This window comes from Bacillus sp. FSL H8-0492 (assembly GCF_038006145.1).
In the GTDB taxonomy this organism is placed as follows: Bacteria; Bacillota; Bacilli; order Bacillales; family Bacillaceae_G; genus Bacillus_A; species Bacillus_A mycoides.
In genome coordinates, this window is sequence record NZ_JBBOUP010000001.1 from 3,198,394 (window position 1) to 3,220,528 (window position 22,135).

At 34.3% G+C, this 22,135-nt stretch carries 25 protein-coding genes; 7 read left to right on the top strand and 18 right to left on the bottom strand.

Annotated features, from left to right (window positions below):
- Window positions 1–168 precede the first annotated feature (168 nt).
- Together MHH66_RS16485 and MHH66_RS16490 are read left to right on the top strand one after the other, a co-directional pair.
- A complete protein-coding gene (locus MHH66_RS16485; RefSeq protein ID WP_000426320.1) occupies window positions 169–516 on the top strand; it encodes a DUF4257 domain-containing protein in 348 nt (115 codons plus the stop codon).
- Between the two features lie 84 nt (window positions 517–600).
- Window positions 601–825: a hypothetical protein gene (locus tag MHH66_RS16490; RefSeq protein WP_002012407.1), complete on the top strand. Its 225-nt coding sequence runs from the start codon at window positions 601–603 to the stop codon at window positions 823–825.
- A 184-nt stretch (window positions 826–1,009) separates the two neighbouring features.
- Here MHH66_RS16490 and MHH66_RS16495 read toward each other — a convergent pair whose 3' ends face one another.
- Both MHH66_RS16495 and MHH66_RS16500 read right to left on the bottom strand, forming a co-directional pair.
- Complete coding sequence (locus MHH66_RS16495; RefSeq protein ID WP_063217739.1) at window positions 1,010–2,185, bottom strand: MFS transporter; 1,176 nt, start codon at window positions 2,183–2,185, stop codon at window positions 1,010–1,012.
- A gap of 49 nt (window positions 2,186–2,234) precedes the next feature.
- A complete protein-coding gene (locus MHH66_RS16500) occupies window positions 2,235–3,170 on the bottom strand; it encodes an aldo/keto reductase (RefSeq protein ID WP_078184747.1) in 936 nt (311 codons plus the stop codon).
- 107 nt (window positions 3,171–3,277) lie between these two features.
- Here MHH66_RS16500 and MHH66_RS16505 point away from each other — a divergent pair, with 107 nt between their 5' ends.
- The gene (locus MHH66_RS16505) at window positions 3,278–3,586 is read left to right on the top strand and encodes an ArsR/SmtB family transcription factor (protein WP_001259916.1); all 309 of its coding nucleotides are present in this window, start codon (window positions 3,278–3,280) and stop codon (window positions 3,584–3,586) included.
- 40 nt (window positions 3,587–3,626) lie between these two features.
- Here the strand turns inward: MHH66_RS16505 and MHH66_RS16510 are convergent, their stop codons facing one another.
- From MHH66_RS16510 to MHH66_RS16520, 3 genes are all read right to left on the bottom strand, one after another.
- Window positions 3,627–4,577 (bottom strand): serine protease, encoded by a 951-nt coding sequence (locus MHH66_RS16510; protein ID WP_063217742.1) that lies wholly within the window; start codon window positions 4,575–4,577, stop codon window positions 3,627–3,629.
- 286 nt (window positions 4,578–4,863) lie between these two features.
- Window positions 4,864–5,151, bottom strand: a complete 288-nt coding sequence (locus tag MHH66_RS16515) for an AbrB/MazE/SpoVT family DNA-binding domain-containing protein (RefSeq protein ID WP_002012401.1) — start codon at window positions 5,149–5,151, stop codon at window positions 4,864–4,866.
- Between the two features lie 119 nt (window positions 5,152–5,270).
- A complete protein-coding gene (locus MHH66_RS16520; protein WP_078184746.1) occupies window positions 5,271–7,151 on the bottom strand; it encodes an ABC transporter permease in 1,881 nt (626 codons plus the stop codon).
- A 264-nt stretch (window positions 7,152–7,415) separates the two neighbouring features.
- Between MHH66_RS16520 and nadE the strand changes: the two genes are divergently transcribed.
- Entirely contained in the window at window positions 7,416–8,234 is an 819-nt protein-coding gene (gene nadE / locus MHH66_RS16525) for an ammonia-dependent NAD(+) synthetase (RefSeq protein ID WP_002064947.1), read from the top strand.
- A gap of 44 nt (window positions 8,235–8,278) precedes the next feature.
- Here the strand turns inward: nadE and MHH66_RS16530 are convergent, their stop codons facing one another.
- The 4 genes from MHH66_RS16530 to MHH66_RS16545 form a co-directional block, all read right to left on the bottom strand.
- On the bottom strand, window positions 8,279–8,740 hold the full coding sequence (locus tag MHH66_RS16530; protein WP_078184745.1) for an NUDIX hydrolase: 462 nt from the start codon (window positions 8,738–8,740) through the stop codon (window positions 8,279–8,281).
- A gap of 30 nt (window positions 8,741–8,770) precedes the next feature.
- A complete protein-coding gene (locus tag MHH66_RS16535) occupies window positions 8,771–8,968 on the bottom strand; it encodes a DUF4083 domain-containing protein (protein ID WP_002086113.1) in 198 nt (65 codons plus the stop codon).
- A gap of 103 nt (window positions 8,969–9,071) precedes the next feature.
- Window positions 9,072–10,232, bottom strand: coding sequence for a transglutaminase domain-containing protein (locus MHH66_RS16540; protein ID WP_078184744.1), 1,161 nt, complete (start codon window positions 10,230–10,232; stop codon window positions 9,072–9,074).
- A gap of 145 nt (window positions 10,233–10,377) precedes the next feature.
- On the bottom strand, window positions 10,378–11,130 hold the full coding sequence (locus tag MHH66_RS16545; RefSeq protein ID WP_078184743.1) for a YwqG family protein: 753 nt from the start codon (window positions 11,128–11,130) through the stop codon (window positions 10,378–10,380).
- A gap of 224 nt (window positions 11,131–11,354) precedes the next feature.
- On the opposite strand from MHH66_RS16545, the gene MHH66_RS16550 reads away from it, so the two are divergent.
- Together MHH66_RS16550 and MHH66_RS16555 are read left to right on the top strand one after the other, a co-directional pair.
- Window positions 11,355–11,513, top strand: coding sequence for a YjcZ family sporulation protein (locus MHH66_RS16550; RefSeq protein WP_000540422.1), 159 nt, complete (start codon window positions 11,355–11,357; stop codon window positions 11,511–11,513).
- An 82-nt stretch (window positions 11,514–11,595) separates the two neighbouring features.
- The gene (locus tag MHH66_RS16555) at window positions 11,596–12,561 is read left to right on the top strand and encodes a patatin-like phospholipase family protein (protein ID WP_063217763.1); all 966 of its coding nucleotides are present in this window, start codon (window positions 11,596–11,598) and stop codon (window positions 12,559–12,561) included.
- Between the two features lie 95 nt (window positions 12,562–12,656).
- Here MHH66_RS16555 and MHH66_RS16560 read toward each other — a convergent pair whose 3' ends face one another.
- Entirely contained in the window at window positions 12,657–12,824 is a 168-nt protein-coding gene (locus tag MHH66_RS16560; protein ID WP_002012388.1) for a DUF3933 family protein, read from the bottom strand.
- Between the two features lie 12 nt (window positions 12,825–12,836).
- Window positions 12,837–14,279, bottom strand: coding sequence for an aminotransferase-like domain-containing protein (locus MHH66_RS16565; RefSeq protein ID WP_002141371.1), 1,443 nt, complete (start codon window positions 14,277–14,279; stop codon window positions 12,837–12,839).
- Between the two features lie 122 nt (window positions 14,280–14,401).
- Between MHH66_RS16565 and MHH66_RS16570 the strand changes: the two genes are divergently transcribed.
- A complete protein-coding gene (locus tag MHH66_RS16570) occupies window positions 14,402–15,019 on the top strand; it encodes a LysE/ArgO family amino acid transporter (RefSeq protein WP_002031419.1) in 618 nt (205 codons plus the stop codon).
- A gap of 48 nt (window positions 15,020–15,067) precedes the next feature.
- Here MHH66_RS16570 and MHH66_RS16575 read toward each other — a convergent pair whose 3' ends face one another.
- The 7 genes from MHH66_RS16575 to MHH66_RS16605 form a co-directional block, all read right to left on the bottom strand.
- Window positions 15,068–16,297: an MFS transporter gene (locus MHH66_RS16575; protein WP_321145899.1), complete on the bottom strand. Its 1,230-nt coding sequence runs from the start codon at window positions 16,295–16,297 to the stop codon at window positions 15,068–15,070.
- A 238-nt stretch (window positions 16,298–16,535) separates the two neighbouring features.
- On the bottom strand, window positions 16,536–16,742 hold the full coding sequence (locus MHH66_RS16580) for an alpha/beta-type small acid-soluble spore protein (protein WP_000113539.1): 207 nt from the start codon (window positions 16,740–16,742) through the stop codon (window positions 16,536–16,538).
- A 122-nt stretch (window positions 16,743–16,864) separates the two neighbouring features.
- Window positions 16,865–17,707: a sugar phosphate isomerase/epimerase family protein gene (locus tag MHH66_RS16585; protein WP_063217766.1), complete on the bottom strand. Its 843-nt coding sequence runs from the start codon at window positions 17,705–17,707 to the stop codon at window positions 16,865–16,867.
- 14 nt (window positions 17,708–17,721) lie between these two features.
- The gene (locus MHH66_RS16590) at window positions 17,722–18,726 is read right to left on the bottom strand and encodes a DUF6005 family protein (protein ID WP_063217767.1); all 1,005 of its coding nucleotides are present in this window, start codon (window positions 18,724–18,726) and stop codon (window positions 17,722–17,724) included.
- 24 nt (window positions 18,727–18,750) lie between these two features.
- Complete coding sequence (gene asbD, locus MHH66_RS16595; protein WP_063217768.1) at window positions 18,751–19,026, bottom strand: petrobactin biosynthesis protein AsbD; 276 nt, start codon at window positions 19,024–19,026, stop codon at window positions 18,751–18,753.
- Entirely contained in the window at window positions 19,023–20,261 is a 1,239-nt protein-coding gene (locus MHH66_RS16600; RefSeq protein WP_063217769.1) for an AMP-binding protein, read from the bottom strand. The genes asbD and MHH66_RS16600 overlap by 4 nt, the downstream gene beginning before the upstream one ends.
- Window positions 20,248–22,089 (bottom strand): IucA/IucC family protein, encoded by a 1,842-nt coding sequence (locus MHH66_RS16605; protein WP_063217770.1) that lies wholly within the window; start codon window positions 22,087–22,089, stop codon window positions 20,248–20,250. Before MHH66_RS16605 ends, MHH66_RS16600 begins: the two co-directional genes overlap by 14 nt.
- Between the last annotated feature and the right edge of the window lie 46 nt (window positions 22,090–22,135).

Genomic DNA, 22,135 nt, shown 5'->3' on the forward strand with positions numbered 1-22,135 from the left:
AAGGAATAACCGCTTCATATAATAGACTGAATTATATCAGATTTTTCTGTTATAATTAAATTGAATACGGAATAAACCTAAACAAACTTTCTCAATATGCTTATATGAAATATTAAAAGGAATCAATATAAAATTATCGAATCTTATTCACTAAAAGGAGTGGATTCGATGGAAATGTATCAATGGCTAACCGCAGTTCTCGTTGGTGGCATTACTGGCTTCGTTTCCCATCTAATCAATAACCAAGGCAAGTTATTGCTTCCACGCCGTTTAAAAACTTTTTTTCATTTTGGATTTTTAACTGATATTTTTACAGGTAGCCTCGCCGCACTTCTTGGACTCGTTTTATTCGATGTCACCTTAATAAAAGAAATTATAAAAGTCTCCATTGTGACCGCTATTTCCGGTCAAACGTTTTTACTTCACCAAGCTCTTGGTGGTGAACAGGCTAAAAATACGCAAATTGGGAAAGCTGATGAGAAAATCCAAGAAATTGACAAACTATTACGACGTTAGTCTATACTTTCTCTAAAAATTATTGTTATAATAAAAAATAAATATTTTCTATTGCGTCGTTTGTCAGAAGAAAGGGTGTTTCGTATGACAAAAAAGAAAATAGAAGATTTCTTAACAAACACCGAAAAAGAGGAACTGCTAGAAAACTATAAATGTTTACGAGAAGCCCGCACAAAAAGCGAAGCTAACTATTTTGGTGAGGCAGTAGACCATCTATTAAATAAAGTAAAAAAACGAATTATTGAAGAAGCAGGAATACATGATGAAAATGCGGCAACAGTTCAATCTAAACGAAAAGCACTGTTTTAGCTAAAACAGTGCTTTTTATTACGGCATTTTTCACATTACTTTCACATCTATTTCACAAATATAAGTATTCCTATATGTTAAACTAAGTATATCCTTTTCCAAGGAACTATATGCCGATATATAAATCCCTATCTCTTTAGGGATTTTTATTTTTTGGGATTTCCCCGATTTATTTTTAAAGGCTTTATGATGCAATTCCTGTTTCACTATCTTCACTAAGCTTTTCACTTTTTCTAAACAAAAATAAAGCTCCTATATATAGTAACGCAGTAAAACTACCTACAAGTATAAAATTGTGAGATGCTGCAAATAACATTCCTGCTATTGCCGCTCCAATCATTTGGCCAATATACATAGAAGCATTAGCAAGAGCGGCTCCTGTTCCTCTTGCTATACTAGACATATTTTGTAAGCGCCCCATCATCAATACAAACAAAATTCCTGTCACAAAAAATAAAACAAAGAATAATAACTCCACAAATATAATGTTTTTTACATGAGGAAGTAATACATATAGCACAGCTGTAAATACAATTCCACCATAGAAAGAAAGGTTATAGCCAATTTTATTTACGATTCTTGGGCCAAAAATATTCCCTGTTAAATTTCCTAACCCTAATACGAGCATAGCTGTTCCTATTTCATGGACTTGTAAGCCAAATTGAATGGAAAGCCATACACCAAAAAATGAAAATGCAGCAAAATTACCAGTTTGAAAAACAAAATATGCAAAATAAGAAAGTGAAACCTTTGAATCTGTAAGTAATTGTTTATAGCGCTTTAAGATGTTTGTTTTACTTCCACCTATATGAACCGGTTGTATTTCCGGTAATACTACATAAATAAGAACGACAAGTAGTGCTGATAATATACCAATGACGAAGAATGGTGTTGTATAATGTATCGTTGCTAAATATGCTCCAATTGGCAGGCCTAAAATTTGGGAGATTGATAACCCTGCTGTTGCAATTCCAATTGCTTTTACAATTTGCTTCTTCTCTATAAGGAGCGGAATAGATGCCCATACTTGTGGAGATACAAAAGCTGCACTTACACCTGCTAAAAATCTAAATGTTAGCATCCATAAAAAACTCGGTGCCATTCCACACAAAAATGTACTTAATGCAAAAAAACTCATTCCTAATACCATCAATTTTTTTCTGTTTAAGCCATCTGATATAGGACCAGCGATAAGCGCAAATCCAGCGTATCCTAAAGCATATGAACTCACCATCCATCCTAATAATTCAGTTGATACATGATACACCTGTTGTAATGTCGGCAAAAGTGGTGAAATTAAGAAAGTATCTGTACCAATCATAAACATTATCGTAAAGAATACAGCTAGCACTCTTTTCATTTAAACCTTCTCCTTTTATATAAAAAGAGGGAACTATCCCTCTTTTTAACTAATCTTCTAAAATAGATTCAATCTCTTTCATAACTTTTTCATTCAATGAAACATCCACTGCTCTTACACTTTCTCTTATTTGCTCTGCCCGCTTCCCGCCAGGAATAACAGTATCAATTCCTTTTTTGTTTAATAACCACGCTAAAGCTAAATGCGATACTTCGAGATTCTTTTCTTTAGATAAATCTTTTAACTTCTCAACTTTCTTAAAGTTACTCTTATATGTATTTGCTTCAAATAGATTTACACTTTGACGCCAATCCCCTTCATCTAATTTGAAATGTTCTGTATATTTACCGCCTAGTATCCCAAAGGCAAGAGGCCCATACGGAATAAATGAAATACCTGATTCTATACAATATGGCAAAAGTTCTTCCCCAGCAGCACGATCCAACATATTATATGGTGATTGTACAACATCTATATGTCCGTGCTGATTCGCTTCTTTTAGTTGCTCTACATTTACGTTAGATATTCCAATTGAACGAATTTTCCCTTCTTCTTTTAGGCGAGTAAGTTCTCCAATTGAATCTATGTAACTTGTTTCAGGATTTGTAAAATGTAAATAATATAAATCAATATAATCAGTTTGTAATCTTCTTAAGCTATTTTCCACAGCATTTCTTAAATAGCTTCGTTCATTATTAATATGAACCTCTCCATTTAATAACGGCTGAATTCCACCTTTTGTAGCAAGTACAAACTCGTGGCGTTTTCCTTTTAATACTTCTCCTACCAATTCCTCTGATCTACCGAAACCGTATGAATCTGCTGTATCAAAAAATGTAATCCCTTGCTGAATTGCTTCTTCTATTAATCTTTTTCCTTCTTCCTCATTCACATCAGCATATAAATTATGTCCCCCAACAGCGTTTGTTCCTAACCCCAACTTCGAAATATTTAGTCCTGCCTTTTGCAATTTTGTATACTTCATTTTTTATCCCCCTATATTTCTATTGTTCGATTATATTCGAACAATAGAAATATACCACTTTATATGTTATAGTGCAAATATATTAACTTATACAAGTAGGTGAAAAAATGCGTACTCTCTATCATCCTAATCGAGAAGAAATTCAATTCTCTTCTGTCTTATACGCACTTAGCGATCAAATTCGTTTACAAATTGTAACTATGCTACTAGAGAAAAATGAACAATCTTGTGGCGCGTTAAACATTCCAATTGCGAAATCAACTTTATCTCACCATTTCAAAGTGTTACGTGAATCTGGTGTTATGTATACACGCCTTGAAGGCACACAACGTTTCATTTCAATTCGTGAAGATGACTTAAATGCTAGATTCCCCGGTTTATTAGACGTCGTAATACATGCAACAGAACCGTACTAAAAAACATCTCATATGAATATGAGATGTTTTTTAGTAATTACTATTCTTTTAATAAATCTATTAATCCATTCCCTTCAGATGTACGTTCATACCCTAAAGGTACAGTCCTTTTTATAAGTTGCGCATATATTTCCGGCTCTGATAATTTTCTACCATACTCTCTCTCACACTGCTTTATGAGAAGTGCTAGCGCCCCAGCGACATGCGGCGTCGCCATTGAAGTACCACTTAATACCGCATATTTCCCCTCTGGATACGTAGACAGTATTTCATCACCCGGCGCTACTAAATCAATTTCTTGATTTGAATTACTAAAGCATGAAATTTTCCGCTCTAAATTAACAGCACCTACTTCAATTACTTCAGAATAAGCACCTGGAAAATCTAATTCTTCCGTATCATCGTTACAATCTCCATCATTTCCTGCAGCGCACACGACAAGTACGTCTTGTTTTACCGCATTTTGAATAGCTTCATGTAACTCTGGTACATCTTGCGGACCACCAAGTGACATTGAAATGACTCTAACTCTTTCTTTATTAGGCCCTCTCCAATTTACTGCATAATGAATGGCCTCAATAATTTGCTCATAACTCCCAGAACCATCTCCCGCTAAAACCTTTAACACTAACATTTTAGCAAGTGGTGCGACTCCTAAAACACCAACACCATTTTCAGTCGCTGCAATTGTCCCCGATACATGAGTACCATGCCCATTATTATCAAGATAAATATTGGGATTTCCTTCATAATCTTTTGTGAAATTTCTCCCACCAATAATACGATCTTTTAAATCTACATGATTTACATCACAGCCTGTATCTAAAACAGCAACGACAATATCTTTTCCTTTCGCGCTCTTTTCCCATACTTGCGGAGCATGAATCAATTGTACACCTGGTGGAATTTCATTTACTTGTTCAACCACTTTATTTACAGTAAACGGAATCAATTTAATGCCTTTTTGTTTATTCGCTGTACTACTATTCATTGTAATCCCTCCTGAAAATATATTATTTTCATTTCAGACCACTATTGAATGCGTTTAGATTTAACATTCGTTTTATTCGTTCCATTTCCCTTCCTCTCAAATGTTTCTCAATAAACAAAAGAAAAGGACCTATTATGGTCCTTTTCTTTTTCAGTTTTTCAATAGAATAATATAAAGTGAAACTATAATCAGCGGGGGATTGTTCATCTCCACTGATTATTAGCCCTCACCAATCGGGGGCTTTTACGGACAGCCCGACTCCCACAAATAGCGGGATAAATTAAGACTAAATCTTACTCTTGTTCAAAAACTGCTCAATTTCTTTTATTACATGTTTTGCGCCTTCTATACTAACAGTAATGTTTCCATTTGCTAATGAAATATTTTGATCTGAAACATCACCTGTTATTTGACAAGCATTGTATGGTTGATATTTTTGTAAAATGACTTTGTCTTCTTCTACAAAAATTTCAAGTGGTGATTTGATTTGTATTCCTAATACATCTCGTAATTCTTTAGGAATAACTATCCGTCCCAATTCATCTACTTTTCGAATAATTCCTGTTGCTTTCATGTTACTCCCCCCTTACTCTCTATTATTTTTTTCACCTCGCTATTTTCATTTTATCACTATATATTTGGTAATGCCTTACTCTTTTTAGAAAATATAGTACAAAAGTTAAAAAAACACATTTAATGAATATTCAATCTTTCTTTCAATTGTTTTAAATAACGCGATCTTATAATTAAGAAGTATACAACTTGAATACCTACGAAAATACTTAATACAATTGTATTTTCTTTAAACAGTGAGTACTCAAACATTTGTCCTAACGCAGTTAATGCTACTGCCCCGTGTAATGTTGCAACTCCAACTGGAACGAAGAATAAAAGCGCTAAGCGGATTGTGACTACTTTCGATAATTCCCCTCTCGTCAATCCAACTTTTCGAATCATTTCAAATAAACGAGTATCGTCCTCCAAATCTGAAAATAAACGGAAGTAAAGGAAGCTTCCTGCACAAACGAAAAATACAATACCAATAAAGAAACCTACAAATAAAATGGGTCCTGCGATTTGTAGACTTTGATTTTGATCGTACTCTTCTGCACTAAACGTTGCATGTTCTTGATAAGGCTTAATCTGATTCGTAAGCTCTTTACCGACCTCAATTTCATCTTTCGCGGATTGTGTTTTATACATATAATCTTTTTCTTCTTTAAATCCATCTTGTAATGAATCATATTGATTTTTAGAGATTACATACACATTACCTCTTAGTATTTTACTTAATGAAGAAGTATTAACTTTTTTCACATTTAAAGGTTCATTCATATTTGGTAAAGTAATTTCTTTTCTTTCTTTCATCGGTGGTCCGGGTATTTCGACTGACAAAAATAAAGCCTCTTTATTTGATACACTATTAAATGGTTCTCCTGTTAACTTTGCATATTCTTTATAATCTAATTCTTTTATAAAAATGGCGCTTCTTAACGACTGCTCCTCCGTTTTTTTCGATGAAATATTTATTTTTGAAGCTGCTATATTTTGTTTCTTTAATCCTTCGTCAATGATTTTCAGATGCTGTGACTCATTGCTATTATCTTGCTTAGACTGATAGTGAAACGCAATTGGTCTGTCCATAATTTCTTTCGTCATCGAAGCAAACCCAACCAATGTACCTATTGCTGAAAATGCTACAGTTGAAATAATCGTTACAATAAAGAACATCCTTGCATTATCTCTCATACGGTATGCTAAATCTGACAAAGTAATAATATTTGTCTGTGCCCAATAGAAACGTTTACTTTTTTTACATAATCGAATAATAAAGACACTCAACTGCTTGTACAGCAAATACGTACCAATAATTACTACCGTTGTAACAGGAATCATCATTATAAATACCATTGCACCATGTGACATAAGAGCTCCTGCATAACCAGCACTAAGCAATACTACTGCTAATATAGAAGAAATTATAGATGCCTTCGGTTCTGGCTTCGCCTCTGCTGATCCTCTAAACAATTTCATAATTTTATTTTTACGAACCATTCCTGCACTAAACAATGAAATGATCATAAATAATACGAAAAACATAATACTCGTTACAACAATCGCTTTCATCGGTATGTAATAGGATAAAGAGATATCTAGTTTTAATATCATCGGAGCTACAAATATTAATATCCCTGAAAACAACATACCTGAAAGAATCCCAAAAATTATTGCCCCTATTCCAATCATTATATTTTCAAAGAAGATAAGACGCTTTAATTGATATTTCGTCATACCTAGCATCATTAAAATTCCTAGTTCACGCTTTCTCGTTTTTAAAAACATTCCCATTGAATATAAAATAAAGAAGAATGTAAATAAGTAAATAATAGACTGCGCAAAAGACATACTTACGAATACGTACCGTCCTAATTCTCCAGCACTTAATGCCGGATGAAACGCAAAAAATGAATACACAAAAAAGGCCATAATTGCAAATGCACTACTCAAAAAATAAGCTGAGTATGTTCGTCTATTTCGCGTTACATTTCGAAATGCGAGTTCTCTAATGTTCATACTACTTCTCCGCCCTTCTACTAACTATACTTTTATATTAGTAAAGTTCGGAAATACCTTCCATCGATTCAAATGACAAAAACCTTACATTATTGAAAGGTTTTAAACAATTGCTTATATAAAACAGTTTCATTATAATGACTACATTCATACACGCATCCTATTGTATATTCGTTAGTTTTGCGAAATAATAAAGGATAGAAGTATGTACCAATATACATATAAACTTATTTACCGCTTTAATATGAATAGGAGGAAAACATAATGACATTACAAGAACAAATTATGAAAGCATTACATGTTCAGCCTGTAATTGATCCGAAAGTAGAAATTCGTAAACGAATTGATTTCTTAAAAGATTATTTAAAAACTACAGGTGCAAAAGGATTTGTACTTGGAATTAGCGGCGGACAAGACTCTACACTGGCAGGACGTTTAGCACAGCTTGCAGTCGAAGAAGTTCGTAATGAAGGTGGTAACGCAACGTTTATCTCCGTACGTCTTCCATACAAAGTACAAAAAGATGAAGATGATGCACAATTAGCATTACAATTTATTCAAGCTGATCAGTCTGTTGCTTTTGATATCGCTTCAACAGTTGATGCTTTCTCAAATCAATACGAAAACTTATTAGGCGAATCATTAACAGATTTCAATAAAGGGAACGTTAAAGCGCGTATCCGTATGGTTACACAATACGCAATCGGCGGACAACAAGGGCTACTCGTTATCGGAACTGATCATGCTGCTGAAGCTGTAACAGGTTTCTTCACAAAATTCGGAGATGGCGGTGCAGATTTATTACCATTAACAGGATTAACGAAACGCCAAGGACGTGATTTATTACAAGAATTAGGTGCAGACGAGCGACTTTACTTAAAAATGCCAACAGCTGATTTATTAGATGAAAAACCAGGTCAAGCTGATGAAACAGAGCTAGGCATTACTTACGATCAATTAGATGACTATTTAGAAGGTAAATCCGTTCCAGCTGACGTTGCTGAAAAGATCGAGAAGCGTTACAAAGTGAGTGAACATAAAAGACAAGTACCAGCGTCAATGTTTGATGATTGGTGGAAATAGAACATAAAAAAGAAGCTAATCTCATTTAGCTTCTTTTTTATACGTTAACGATATACCCCTACTCTTTTCTCTAATAAATCCTGCAAGCAATCTTCATGTTGTTTATTAAGCAATGGCGGCATTTTGTCTAAAGGGAAAAACTGCAAATCTAACGTTTCATCACCGTCTATTTTTGTATTCCCTCCAACGATTGAAAACTTAAAGAATATTACAATTGCCTGTGCCTGATCTCCATTCGGATATGTTTGAAAATATTTCGTATACACACCAATGAGCTCATCAATTTCCACATCATATCCTGTTTCTTCTTTTATTTCTCGAATCGCAGTTTCTGCCGCAGATTCCCCGACTTCCATTGCACCGCCCGGAAATCCCCAGGCATTAAAGTCTCCTCTTTTTTGTAGAAGCACTTCACCAAATTCATTAAATACACAACCACCTGCAAAATTCAAAATAACATAATCATGCCCTACTTTTTCACGTAATTCTTTTATATAATTAGCCATCTTCTTCCCCTTTTCATACATCTTCTATCGCTATTTCTTATCTTTTTCAAGCAATTCAATAATCCGATCTAACTTCTGATTCATATTAATCACATGTTGTTTTTTTGCAGCGCTGTTTTGCAATAACCTTCTAACAAACAATGTAAATGATAGGAAAAACAAAACGATAAGTCCGATTACTAAACAAGTATATATCAATGTAAAAATACTACTTTCGAACAAATTCATTCAGATTCTACATCCTTCCTCTTTTATTTCATCCCATAATTCTGATTTTTTAAAGTAATACATAATAAAAAGAGCACCTTTTACAGATGCTCTTTTTCATTGCTTAATACGTAAATGTAATTGTCGCTAATGAATAACCTGTCATTGCACTATATGGCGCAACTTGATAAGATACACGCTTTGCACCTTTTGGCCAAGTTATTTCATTTAATACTTTCTTTATATCTTGCATCGTTCCATCCATTGACTGCTTATATCGTACTTCTACTTTTTCTGGCTTGGAAGCAAATTGTTGCTGTAACTTTTGCTTAAATTCATTATAATTTTCCGCTCCATATTGTGCAGACAAGTATTTTAAATTTGTTTCTTTTAACATTTGTTCATATACAGCAGTTTTTGAACTACCGGATTTTATTTTGTTTGTTAATTCACCAAAGTAACTTGTAGTTGCCGCTGGGTATTTACTACGATCCCATTCGTGGTCTTTGCTTAATTGCTCGTCAGACATATTAAAATAGGAATATGTTACACGCCCAGCTTTATCTGGTACTGGATCATCGAATGTAGTATCTAGATGGTACCACTTGTTATCAATGTTCACTAAATTCCATGCGTGAGCTTGTCCATTCCCTGTACCTGTTACAATATGATTTTGAATACCTGCTTCTTGCAATAATTGATATGTTAATAATGTATATCCTTGGCAAACTGCAGAACGATTCACTAACGCTTCATACGCTGTATACGCTTGATAAGACGTATCATAAGATACATATTTTACAACGTAATCATGAATAGCTTTTACTTTCTCATGTTCATCCATACCTTGTTTAATGATAGAATTTACAATTGCTTTCGCCTGAGACTTTACATACTGTGTTTGCTCTTTTGATTCACGATACTCCACTTGTAATGTAAACGTATAATTCCCTGGCATCCCTTTTATAGAATACCTAGTAGATGCTACATTATATTTTACATACTCATCAGCATCTACCATTTTATTAAACTCGCCGTACAATTGGTCCATAATCTTTCTAGCATCTCTATCTTTTGTTTTATATGCGATTGTAATATTTTCTTCACGATTATCAATCTGTTTTTTTAATTCTTTTCTGAAATCATTTAACAACTTTGCATCTGATTGTGTTGTCACTGTAGTCGGATTCGTAGCCGCATAAGATACAGATGACGCTTGTAAGCCTCCCATTACTATAGTTGAACAAAGTGCGGCAGCTGTCACATACTTACTTGTCTTTCCCATCTTGTCACTCCTTACATTCTATAACTATACGAAAAAGTATCGTATAGTTTCAGAGTATACAATACTTTTCAAAATAGGTCATATGAGATTATGCATATTTAACATTGTAAAAAGGTTGTTCTTTTTACAAGAACAACCTTCTTCATTAACAAGTTTGTAACACACAACATGTATTTTCAAAACGTCGATTTTTCAAATCTTCATTACCAATACAGAAATATAGCATTCCTAATTCTCCCCAAACCATATTACAATTTTTATGATCTGAATCAATTTGGAATAAAAGCGTCATTTGCTGTGGATCTATCCCCATATATTGTCCAGTCTCGTACAATACCTCATCTTGTACAGAGAATGGTTCTCCAAACATTTGATGATTATCATAGTTGTCTGGGATTAGCTCTTCAAGTAATTGCAAGAAACGATCCGAATCCGCCTCATCTTCAATGAAAAGTTCTGGCAATTTATATGTCAGTTCAAAATTAATTGCACACTGGTTATATTTCGCTTGTATTTCATCTGCTCTACGTGATTGCTCTACAGGGATATCATAATAAAGTACACGTCCGGCTTCGGTTGGATCCACATCTTCTTCAAAGTAATTTTCAATACTAAAGAAATATAACATCCCTGTCTTAGGAAGATTATGTTCCATACCAACGTTTTGTAAATCACTTAAATTAAATTGTGCGATGAAACGTAACGGATTCTCTTTGTATGTTGGATATTCAAATGTATTTGGCAAATCAGGAACTCCGCCCATTTTCGAACTGCCTATCGTAATTATTTCCTGTTGTTTTGGCACAACTTTTACACAAGGAAATACAGTATTAATAAGTTCCTGTTTCAAATGTGTTAGTTCATATTTATCAATTAATATTTCAATTTTCTTTTCCATAAATTCTCCTTACATTTACATACTTATTTGTATCATAGCACAAAGATTATACTCCATTCATTGTAAAATCAACAAGCCCTCCAAAAAACGGGCTTATCCCTCGTACGCGAACAAGTTTAAAAAAGCATAGTATACATTGTTCCTACAAACACGATAGTTCTTTATTTCTTCCAGTACATTTTCCCCTCGTTCATTTTTATTTTTAATTTAAGGAGGAATTCCACATGGGTTACGGATATAGTTGCGGCGGCTACGGCGGTGGTTACGGTTACGGCGGTAGTTGTGGTGGATGTGGTTATGGAGGTTTCGCTTTATTAATCGTTTTATTTATCCTTCTAATCATCATCGGCGCTAGCTGTTGGGGCGGCTTCGTAGGCTGCTAGTAAACTTAAAAACTATTGTAAAAAAGCACGTACAATACGTGCTTTTTTTCCATTTTCATTTTTTAGAAAGGAAGTATGTTCAATGAAAATTGATGGTGTTTTTGAAGGAGGCGGTGTACGCGGAATTGCGCATGTGGGGGCAATTTGCGCGTTAGCCGAAAAAGGATATGAATGGGAGCGCGTAGCTGGAACATCAGCCGGCGCTATTATTGCAGCTCTTCTAGCAGCAGGATATTCTTGTTCCGAATTAAAAACGATTGTAACAGACATTGATTATGAAAAATTCACTAAAAAAACTTTTCTTGATAGAATCCCCTTTATTGGTAAAGGATTAAGCGCTTGGTCTACTCTAGGTATTTATTCAAATGTATTTCTCGAAGAATGGCTAGAAGACCTGCTTAGAAAAAAAGGAATTCATTTGTTTACAGACTTACCCGATTTGAATAAACTCAAAATTATTGCTTCAGATATAAGCAATGGTAAAATGGTTATTTTTCCCGATGACTTACCAAACTACGGATTTTTAAATTATCGCTTCTCTATCGCTAAAGCAGTAAGAATGAGTAGTACAATCCCTTTCTTCTTTGAGCCAGTAAAATGGAGAACACCAAAATGGAAGCAGCCTTGTTATATGGTTGACGGCGGTATTTTAAGTAATTACCCAATTTGGATTTTCGATTCACCGACTTCTCCTCGCTGGCCTACCTTTGGATTTCATTTTGTAAAAGATGAGATTCAAGCTGATCCCGCCCACTATGACGAACCTATTTCCATGTTCAAAGGATTATTTAAAACGATGATGCAAGCTCATGATTTACGGCATTTAGATAAAGAATCAAAGGCTAGAACTATTACAATTCCAACAGGAAGCATTACCAGTACTAATTTTCAACTAACTAAAGAAGAGAAAGAATGGCTCTATAACTCTGGTTATAATGCAGCTAATAAGTTTTTACAATCTTGGAACTTCAGACAATATGTTGATGAATATAGAAATGGAAATCAGGATCGCAAAACCAATCGATTTTTCCGTCAACTTGACTCATAATTATATTATTTTCCCTGTCACACTTTAATAGTAAATAAGCCTAATAATATAGTACATTATTAGGCTTATTTACTTCTTATGTACTCTCCCATTATTTAAGGATAAGTTAACCCTTCAGCTTCTTCTGCGGTAATTACTATGTAACGGTTTCCGGTTCTTAATCCTAATAGTTCTGCTTTTTCAACTGCATCCTGTTTTGTCTCTGCATAAGCAGCTAAATATTTATCCCCATCGATAATTTGGCAAATCACATATTGTTTCATGGTTTTCTCCTTTTACCCTTTAATTAATTGCGCAATCTTTTTTATTCCAACTTCAATTTCTTCTACAGTTGCATAGGAATAAGAAAGACGTAAAAATTGGTTAGCACTTCTATCATACAAAGTGCCTGGGTTTAACAACACCCTTTCTTGTAAAGCTTTTTCAAATAAACTACGATTCGAAATTGGTAGATTTATATGTAGCCAAATGTAAAAGCTTCCTACTGGCTCATGCCAAGTTGCAATGCCACTACAATACTTTTCTAACATACTTATCATAAAATCTCTACGTTTTTTCAATTCACTTCTTACAAACTGTAAATGTTCATCATACAATCCATTTTCAAACCACTCCGCTGCAATCTGCTGGGATATAGAACTTGAACCATAATCAGTTTGCATTTTTATATCTGCTAATCTTTGAATAACTGATTCTGATCCAACAACCCACCCAATTCTTAAACCAGGACTAATGACTTTGGACATACTTCCAATATGTAGCACGATACCATTTTTATCATATGCCTTTAAAGGCTTTGAAACTGGTGCATCGAACCATAAATCTTGATATACCGCGTCCTCAATAATAGGTAATCCAATTTCATTACATATCTCCATCACTTCTTCCCTCTTCTTAGCGTTCATACTAAAATTGGTCGGATTATGAAAAGATGGGATTGTATATAAAATAGATGCGTTAAATTGTTTCTTATATTTTGTGATATAGGAAGTATTTATACCATTCTCATTCATTGGTATTCCAATCAAGCGCATTCCTGCTGATTGAAATACATTAAGCGAATATAAATATGATGGTTTTTCTAATAAAATTGACGCTCCTTTCGGAAGAAGCCCCATAGAAATAAGTTGCAGTGCTTGGATTGCTCCCGAAACAATTAAAATAGAGTCAGGAGATACATATACCCCATGCCCTTTTAAATATTCCGCAATTTTTTCTCTTAAATGGAGATTTCCTTTCGGTTCCTCATACCCAAGTGTAACATTTGATTGTAGAATTTTATTAATAATACCCTTCATCTTTTTCTCAGGCAAGAGACTCGGTGAAAGTTCACCTGTTCCTAATCGAATTACATTGGGAGTAAATTCAGCTTGATTAATCTCTTGTACAGCAGGAAGATTCGGATAATGAAGTCCTGTTTCTACATAAGACTGCCAGTTTGGAGGCGGGGCATATGTAGAAGTACTCTCACTATTATTTATAACAATTGTTCCCTTCCGGCCATTCCCCTCAACATACCCTTTTGCTACTAATTCATCGAAAGCCATTACAATTGTACTTCGATTCACTTCAAACGTATGCGCCAAATCTCTTTGTGAAGGTAATTTAGTTCCAATTGTCCATTCCCCATTAACAATTCTCTCTTTTATATAAGATTCTATTTGTTTATACAAAGGAACAGATGAAGACATATTAGGTTTCCAGACGAGCCTTTCCATTATCTCACCTCACATACTTTATGGTTGGTAACCTATCCAACCATATGGATGGATACAAATTTTCATTTCTTCTATACAATATAGACTATCATAATTAATCAAATTAAGTAGGAGGTAATCTGATGAGTGAAGCAATTATTCACGGTATCATCCTTGCATTTGGTCTTATCATTCCATTAGGTGTCCAAAATGTTTTCGTCTTTAACCAAGGCGCTAGTCAACCAAATATTTGGCGAGCTGCTCCTGTAGTCTTGACTGCATCTATATGTGATACATTATTAATATTAATTGCTGTACAAGGTGTCTCCCTTGTCCTCTTAACTTTTTCTTGGTTAACAACCACCTTGTATATGATTGGATTTTTCTTTCTTATGTATATGGGCTGGGTTATTTGGAGAAGCGATCCTTCAAATGATGTAAAACAAGAAAAAAGCATGCCTTTAAAAAATCAAATTATTTTCGCCGCATCAGTTTCATTACTAAATCCACACGCAATTTTAGACACAATTGGTGTAATCGGAACAAACTCTATACAGTACATAGGAAGTGAGAAATGGGCTTTCACTTTTGCAACAATTATAGTTTCTTGGATCTGGTTTATTAGTTTAGCTTTTGCTGGAAAATTTCTTAAAGGATTTGACTCGACAGGAAAAACGATTATAGTATTAAATAAAATTTCAGGGCTAATCATATGGGGAGTCGCACTTTATATGTTAAAACAAGTTGTTTTTCCTAACTAATTAAAGAGAATTGCATGTTATGTAATTGGCATGCAATTCTCTTTCGCATTATGAAGTTGGTTCCGGTTTCTGTTTTAACATCATTTTATCTTTTGCTGGTTTAATCCAAATAATTGCTATGACAGCACCAATAGCAGCGAAGATGCTTGTTAAATAAAACACTTCATGGTCTGCCCCTTTCATAAAAAAAGAATACAGGGGTGGTCCAGCTGCTACACCGATAAATCGCATTGAACTATAAAATGACGTAACTGTCCCCCTCTGCTCTTTTTCAATCCCTTGTGTAATAAGAGCATCTAGACATGGTAACGCCATACCAATTCCTCCCCCCATAATAACGAGACAAAGAAGTAGCAAATAGATTCCTTTTAGAAATAAAGGTAAGAAGACAGATGCAGCAGCCAGTAAAAATCCAATATAGATACATTTTTTCATAATATCTTGTTTATCTCCAATTTTTTTACCAGCCATATATGAGCTAAGTGATAGTACAAGTAAAGGAATAGCGAGTACACACCCTTTCCATATACCATGAATATCGTACTTCGACTCCAGTATAGTTGACAGATAAAAAAGTATTCCGAATAAAATAAGCATAATAATTGCACCTAGTATAAAAATGGCAATTAACCATCTTCCCTTTTCTCGAAACGTAGAGATAATAGATTGAATAAATTCTTTAAGTGGTGGGACTTCTTCTTCTTGTTTCTTCGCCTTTACTAGTACCAGTAGTAAAACAATCGATATTACACATAAAACTGGAATCGCCCAAAATGGTAAGAACCATACAATAGCTGCAAGAGCTGATCCTAATATGGGACTCAATACTTTTCCAAATGTATTTGACGTCTCAATGATTCCTAAACCTGCACTAACCTGTTTTTCATCTTTGTATAAATCACCGACACATGGTATGACAACTGGCATAGCACCAGCAGCACCTATCCCTTGAATTGCTCTTCCGATAAGAATCCAAACATAAGGGTTATCAACTTTCCATGATACCCATCCCGTTATCGCTCCTCCAATAGCTGCAATTAATAAACTTGGAACCATTACCATCTTTCGTCCCCATCTATCTGATAAATAACCAGCAATCGGTATAAGTATAATTGCAATGATAGAATAAATTGTAATTATCATGGATACTTGGAAAGATGAAATATGTAATTTCTTTTCAATGGTTGGCAGGATTGGAATAAGCATTGAATTACCTAGCGTCATAACAAGTGGAACTGATGCAAGTGCAATTAAACAACAGTTTTCTTTTTTTAACATGTTGATTTCGGAACCTTTCATCATATATTTCTTACCATATAATAGCCCTGCTGGAAATTATGTTTACATTCCACCAGGGCTATTTCATCTTTACTACTTTCCATTTACAACAAAAGAAATTGGGTAAAATATAGCATTACCCCTATTCTTTGAATCCTGTTCACAATATATCCATACCAATTAATTGAAAATAAAAAAGAAAGGAAGAATCCTTCCTTTCTCCTATAACCTTCTACATTTAGCGAGTATATCCGCCACCAAGCTGTTGTTCTGCCATCGCTACAAGGCGTTTTGTAATTTCACCGCCTACAGAACCGTTTGCACGTGAAGAAGTATCAGCTCCAAGCTGTACACCAAACTCTTGTGCAATTTCATATTTCATTTGATCTAGAGCTGCTTGTGCTCCATGTGATGCTAATTGATTAGCGTTACGATTTCTAGCCATTACCGATCACCTCCTTATATATATTAAACTGTATCAAATCCGAAATTAAATACATGGTAATTTTTGGTTATTAATAAAATAAAAAAAGAGTCTCCTAAACGAGACTCTTTCATCATTTCACCTTATGAACTTACTACTTCTAATTTTCTATTCGTTAATGCTTTCATTTCTTCTTTCAATATATCTTTCGCATTATGCCCAAACCATTCAAGCGAAGCAAAATGATCAGTATCTCTCACTTCCCGGATGATTTCATCATAGTTTACAATACCTTCAAATAATGGAACCATTCCTATACGACTTCCAGCAGCGGCATATACATTATTTGGTTCAAACACGTGTAAATACTCCGCTGATGATATATTCTTAAAATGGTAATGTTGTATCCACGGCTTTAATCGATGAAAACTATCTACAGGGTCTGCACCAGACTCCCATATATGAAGAAAATCAAGGTTTATTTTTAAATATGGATGATTTACTTCTTCTAACAATTTCAAAGTAGACGGCAAAGTATCCGTTAACGTATTTGGATGTGTTTCTAATAGTATATACATATTATGCGGAGCAAATAGATCACAAATCATGCGAATTCGCTCCACATACTCTTTTCTCTCTTGTTCCGAGAAATCCTCACTACCTTTTTGCCCGGCAAACGTACGAATTTTATTTGTATTGAACCAATTAGCTAGTGTTACCAGCTGTTCACATTTTTCCATCGTTTTTTGAAAATCCGCTAATAATGATATGTCCAAGTAATCACTTATCATCGTAACTTCTAAATTTTTATCCTTTAAATAATCTATTTCTCGTTCTGTCGTTTCACGCTCTTGCATATATAAATTTTGTGCATGGGTCCCCCACAACTCAATTCCTTCAAAACTGTTTTCGTATGCAAATTGGACAATATCAGTAAATGAAATTAGTTGATGGCGAAATGAAATTGTACATAGCGAATATTTCATTGGTTTGAACTCCCTTATCTTAAATTCAATGAACTTGTATTAGTTAAGAAAGACTGATTTGTTATCATTTCTTTCCATAACAGAAACTGTTTCTCTAGTTCATCCTTAATCTGCAGTTCAATTGTATTCATTTCATCAAGTTTCTCAACAATTGGTAATAACATATCTTTATTATTTGTCATTGCCATTTTAATAGCACGGTACTGTACATTTGTAAATCCTTGTACAATGTCTTCCACTCGATCACACCAATAATCAAATTCTTGCTCCGAATATTGTAAAGTTTCACGGAAGTATGCAAAGGCATGTTCATAGCTATATTTACGTATTGCCAATACGGGTATTTGCTTTACTGCCGTTACGAGCCCGGAAAGTGAATACCCATCCTCTTCATTTACCATTTTTATTATTAATTTTTTTAATTCCATTGTTAGTTCATTATCATCTTTTTTGAATGTTTCCATGAAATAACTTTCTACCATCTCTTGTGTTGGCTCCTGAATTCCTTCTATATCAATGAAATAGCCTCCACCAAATGGGTTGTCTTTAACAGAATGGAGCACTTTTTCTCTTTCCATATTCCCTTCCCAGCGAAAATCAGGATCAAGCATGAACCATTCCTCTTCTTTCTCTGTCTTCGATATCATTAAGTAATGCGGAAACGGTTTTTGATGAAACTTATTTTCTCTCTCAGGCAATAAAGACATATCAACCATTACAATTACGTAACGATTTTCCGGCTTATTTTCTACTAATTCTAAAAATTTTTCTACATTGCTACTTTTATCTTTTGAATGATCGTACCATTCGTTCACTTTAATGCCATACAATTTTTCATACCAAAGTAAGTAGTTATCATGATTAATGTTTTCGGAATGATAAGAAATAATCCCGCCTTCTGTTATATCAAAATCTCCATCCCATAATCCGAAATAAAATGGACGGAAATCTATATCGCTACGCCTTTTTATAATTTCACAAAAACAACTCACTAAACAGTGAACTTTAATTGAAGTCATACTCTCATCCACTTTCCTAAAAGGTTAGTTATTCACATTTATTTCGTGTAACGGCTGTAACTCTTCCATAAAGTCAAGCAAAGATCCTACAGTAAGAAACGCCTTTGGGTCTATCTCATCCTCTGGAACGCATAGCTTTAAATCCATTTCTATGTATACTATAAGCTGTAACATCATTACCGAATCTATATATAAATCTTGATTTAAACGCATCGTTTCTTCTAAATGCGTTACATTGTTCAGTTCCATTTTTTCTCTCATAATACTTAAAACTGCTTCTTTTAACATTTCACGACTCATGTTGTTATCTCTCCCATCTCTAATAACTTCCGACTTACTTTCCCTGTTTTATTTTTCGGAATCTCTGTTACATTTTCAATTTCATGTGGCACTTTATAAGACGGTAAATGCTGTATGCACCATTCTCGTATTTGTACTGGTTCAATACGAGCGACTACTTTCGCTTTTACTATTTCTCCCATCACAGGATGCTTGCCCCGGTATACAATCGCCTCCTGAATACCTTCTAATCGAAGTATCGTTTCTTCCACTTCTATAGGAAATACCTTTAGACCGGACACATTAATAACATCATCTATTCGCCCCATGAAATGAAGGCCTTGCTCAGATCTATAACCTAAATCTTTTGTATAAATCTCCTTTTCAGCAATTTTCACTACGATTTCTTCAGGTTCATCTTCATTTGAACCTATGTTAATACTTACATGAGGAAGTGGTTTTCCTAAATCCAAATGTGTTTCCATAGCATGACATATACTAATGCAACCAGCTTCAGAACAGCCGTACTGCTGCATCATGTATTTCGTCATGCCCTTTAACTTATAAAATAGCGTTTCTGGCAAAGGTGATCCTGATGTCATAATTTTATGAAACTGAAAAGTCCCTTGTGGAAAACTCCCCATAATATGTAACATAAGTGGTACTGCGTATATGATATGTTTTTCGGTATTACGAACTATATTTAATGCGAATTTAGGGTTTTTATTTGTAATGATTATAGGCTTACTACCTCTCGTAATTGCTGATAACGTGCCACAAATTAATCCGTATGAATGTGAAACTGGAGCCATTACAATTGGCACTTCGTCTTCTTCACATTTTAAAGCTTCATTGTAAGCAGCAATTTCTGTTTCAATTTCCGTCCATGCTCTACGAATCAGTTTTGGCTCTCCTGTTGTACCTGAACTATACTGCAATAAAGACGGTTCTTCTTGTAATAGATTTGGAACTTCTAATTTTGTAAAGTCGTTACTTTCTCCGTATAAAAGTGCAGTACACTTTGCGCGCTTTGCCATTTCAATAGCTGTATCCTTTGGCGTATCTTCATGAATAAGTAGTACAGATGCTCTTTTTTCTTTTAGGAAAAACACAAGCGTAATAATATCGAATGGATTTTTCAGACAAAGTGCAAATCTATTTCCTTCTGCTTCTTGAAATTGTTCCACTCCCTCGTAACCTTGTAATCTCAATTCAAAATCATATTTGCTAAATTCTTGTTTATTAACGATTAGCATGATTTCCCCCTGTAACAACTGATTTTTGTATTGTAAGTTGCTTTGCTCTATACAATGGATTTGGAACTTCATGAACAAGCGATTCCACATCCATATATAAACGACGCTTCGTTAATTGCTCTGCATGAAATGTAGGTGCATATAATTGTAATGCTTCAAAACGTTCTTTCAAATGCGAAAATCTTTCAAAATGATCTTCTATTTCTTCAACAAGAATGATCCAAAATTGTTCCTCTTTCAACTGATACTCATCTGCCAGCACGAAAGCCAGTTCACCTAGATTGAATAGGAAAAGCGCATCTAAAACCATTTCTTGTAAACATTCAATACGGTCCATTTCAAAGAAATCATTCATTTGACCATTCGCATATGTTTTATGCATTTTAGTAAAGTCTGGACATTTTTCGAGTTCTTTCAAAAATGGACGATAAAACTCCAGTCCTTCATGAAAATCTTTTAGTGCAATACGGACTGGTATTCCCTCTTCATGAACTAAAATCATGTTTTGTCCATGTGATTCTAATGCGACTCCATGCTCTACAACGAGGTGTACAACTGGGATAATTGCTTTTTGAATAAGCAATTGTAACCAGCTTTCTACTCCATGTCTCTTTAACCACAAATCAATAGTTGGTGTCCCATCTTTTCCCTTGGCATATAAACCGTTAAATGGGATTGCCTCTTCTTTCTTATCTAAATATTTGTGAACGCTTTCACGCCAAATACATCCTAATGAGCCATACGTAGCTTTTTTATTCGTATCGTACGTAACACTCGAAAATTCATTTAACAAAATTAAACGCGATTCATCCCTTAAATAAGGGTCATGATTTACTATATCTTTTAACCAATTCGATATAGCAGGTGCACTCACAACCGAATGTGGTTTTAATGTACGGATAGTTGAAGTATTGAGTAAATTCATTGATAACTTTACATATGGTTTCTCTCGATTCGTAACATTTCTTAATGTCCGCATCGACTGCTGCGCGCAATAATCATCTTCTGATTTCCCTAAATAAATAATATATTTACCCTGTATATGGTCAGTATAATTCGGAATAATAAAGTTCTCCCACTGCCAAGGATGAACAGGTATAAACATGTACTTCTTCGAATCACAGTCCATTGTTCGAATACGATCCATATACTCTTCGATTTTCTTTTCACCAATTTCTTCTTTAAAGGTACAGTTATAACTCTCTTCACTTTCATATCCTACAGTCGTATATTTCTCATGAACTGCAATCCATATAATTTTCATTGGTTGCATAAATTCAAATCCATATTGAAAATTATCACGATATTGAAACCCAATGCGTGCTTTATAACTAGGATGATACGGGTGTCCATCTATTAAATGACTTTCAAGCTCATCATAAGATTTCGCAAGATAGTCTTCTTCACAACTTCTCTCATATTGTGCAATCGTATCTTTAAAGATTGTTTGTTCTAATTCTTGAATAAAAGAATCCAATTTTGTTCGATCCACTTGAACAATCCGAAAAATCTCCTGTAAAAATTGTGAAACTGATTGTATTTCTTCTTCCTCATCTTGAACTCTCATTATTAATGAGTCATGTAAACAAATACGCCCAAATGTCATACGTTCTTGCCCATAGCATTGGTACATTACATTTTGATCCTTTTCATCAAGACCTTGTATAATAAAAAGTATTTGCTCTCCCTTTTGTATACGAATCGGCGTAATGATTTCTTCATAAATTAACGATTCTACTAATTGCCGGAATACTCTTCTTCTTACTGAAATGTACTCTTTTGATTGGAGTGCCTTCAATATTTTTATGTGATAAACTTCTTCTTTCATAAATCCCTCCGCTATAATACGGAATATCAAATTCCATTATTTGTAT

Bases quoted from the DNA above. Each gene is read 5' to 3' on its own strand.
- MHH66_RS16545 (WP_078184743.1), bottom strand. From the start codon at position 11,130: ATGGAAAAGAAAATTGAAATATTAATTGATAAATATGAACTAACACAT.
- MHH66_RS16510 (WP_063217742.1), bottom strand. From the start codon at position 4,577: ATGAATAGTAGTACAGCGAATAAACAAAAAGGCATTAAATTGATTCCG.
- MHH66_RS16485 (WP_000426320.1), top strand. From the start codon at position 169: ATGGAAATGTATCAATGGCTAACCGCAGTTCTCGTTGGTGGCATTACT.
- MHH66_RS16580 (WP_000113539.1), bottom strand. From the start codon at position 16,742: ATGGCTAGAAATCGTAACGCTAATCAATTAGCATCACATGGAGCACAA.
- MHH66_RS16490 (WP_002012407.1), top strand. From the start codon at position 601: ATGACAAAAAAGAAAATAGAAGATTTCTTAACAAACACCGAAAAAGAG.
- MHH66_RS16530 (WP_078184745.1), bottom strand. From the start codon at position 8,740: ATGGCTAATTATATAAAAGAATTACGTGAAAAAGTAGGGCATGATTAT.
- MHH66_RS16585 (WP_063217766.1), bottom strand. From the start codon at position 17,707: ATGAAATATTCGCTATGTACAATTTCATTTCGCCATCAACTAATTTCA.
- MHH66_RS16515 (WP_002012401.1), bottom strand. From the start codon at position 5,151: ATGAAAGCAACAGGAATTATTCGAAAAGTAGATGAATTGGGACGGATA.
- MHH66_RS16600 (WP_063217769.1), bottom strand. From the start codon at position 20,261: ATGCTAATCGTTAATAAACAAGAATTTAGCAAATATGATTTTGAATTG.
- MHH66_RS16520 (WP_078184746.1), bottom strand. From the start codon at position 7,151: ATGAACATTAGAGAACTCGCATTTCGAAATGTAACGCGAAATAGACGA.
- nadE (WP_002064947.1), top strand. From the start codon at position 7,416: ATGACATTACAAGAACAAATTATGAAAGCATTACATGTTCAGCCTGTA.
- MHH66_RS16495 (WP_063217739.1), bottom strand. From the start codon at position 2,185: ATGAAAAGAGTGCTAGCTGTATTCTTTACGATAATGTTTATGATTGGT.
- asbD (WP_063217768.1), bottom strand. From the start codon at position 19,026: ATGAGTCGTGAAATGTTAAAAGAAGCAGTTTTAAGTATTATGAGAGAA.
- MHH66_RS16500 (WP_078184747.1), bottom strand. From the start codon at position 3,170: ATGAAGTATACAAAATTGCAAAAGGCAGGACTAAATATTTCGAAGTTG.
- MHH66_RS16560 (WP_002012388.1), bottom strand. From the start codon at position 12,824: ATGAAACAATATGTGATTTGCCAAATTATCGATGGGGATAAATATTTA.
- MHH66_RS16565 (WP_002141371.1), bottom strand. From the start codon at position 14,279: ATGGAAAGGCTCGTCTGGAAACCTAATATGTCTTCATCTGTTCCTTTG.
- MHH66_RS16590 (WP_063217767.1), bottom strand. From the start codon at position 18,726: ATGACTTCAATTAAAGTTCACTGTTTAGTGAGTTGTTTTTGTGAAATT.
- MHH66_RS16535 (WP_002086113.1), bottom strand. From the start codon at position 8,968: ATGAATTTGTTCGAAAGTAGTATTTTTACATTGATATATACTTGTTTA.
- MHH66_RS16575 (WP_321145899.1), bottom strand. From the start codon at position 16,297: ATGTTAAAAAAAGAAAACTGTTGTTTAATTGCACTTGCATCAGTTCCA.
- MHH66_RS16505 (WP_001259916.1), top strand. From the start codon at position 3,278: ATGCGTACTCTCTATCATCCTAATCGAGAAGAAATTCAATTCTCTTCT.
- MHH66_RS16550 (WP_000540422.1), top strand. From the start codon at position 11,355: ATGGGTTACGGATATAGTTGCGGCGGCTACGGCGGTGGTTACGGTTAC.
- MHH66_RS16605 (WP_063217770.1), bottom strand. From the start codon at position 22,089: ATGAAAGAAGAAGTTTATCACATAAAAATATTGAAGGCACTCCAATCA.
- MHH66_RS16540 (WP_078184744.1), bottom strand. From the start codon at position 10,232: ATGGGAAAGACAAGTAAGTATGTGACAGCTGCCGCACTTTGTTCAACT.
- MHH66_RS16570 (WP_002031419.1), top strand. From the start codon at position 14,402: ATGAGTGAAGCAATTATTCACGGTATCATCCTTGCATTTGGTCTTATC.
- MHH66_RS16555 (WP_063217763.1), top strand. From the start codon at position 11,596: ATGAAAATTGATGGTGTTTTTGAAGGAGGCGGTGTACGCGGAATTGCG.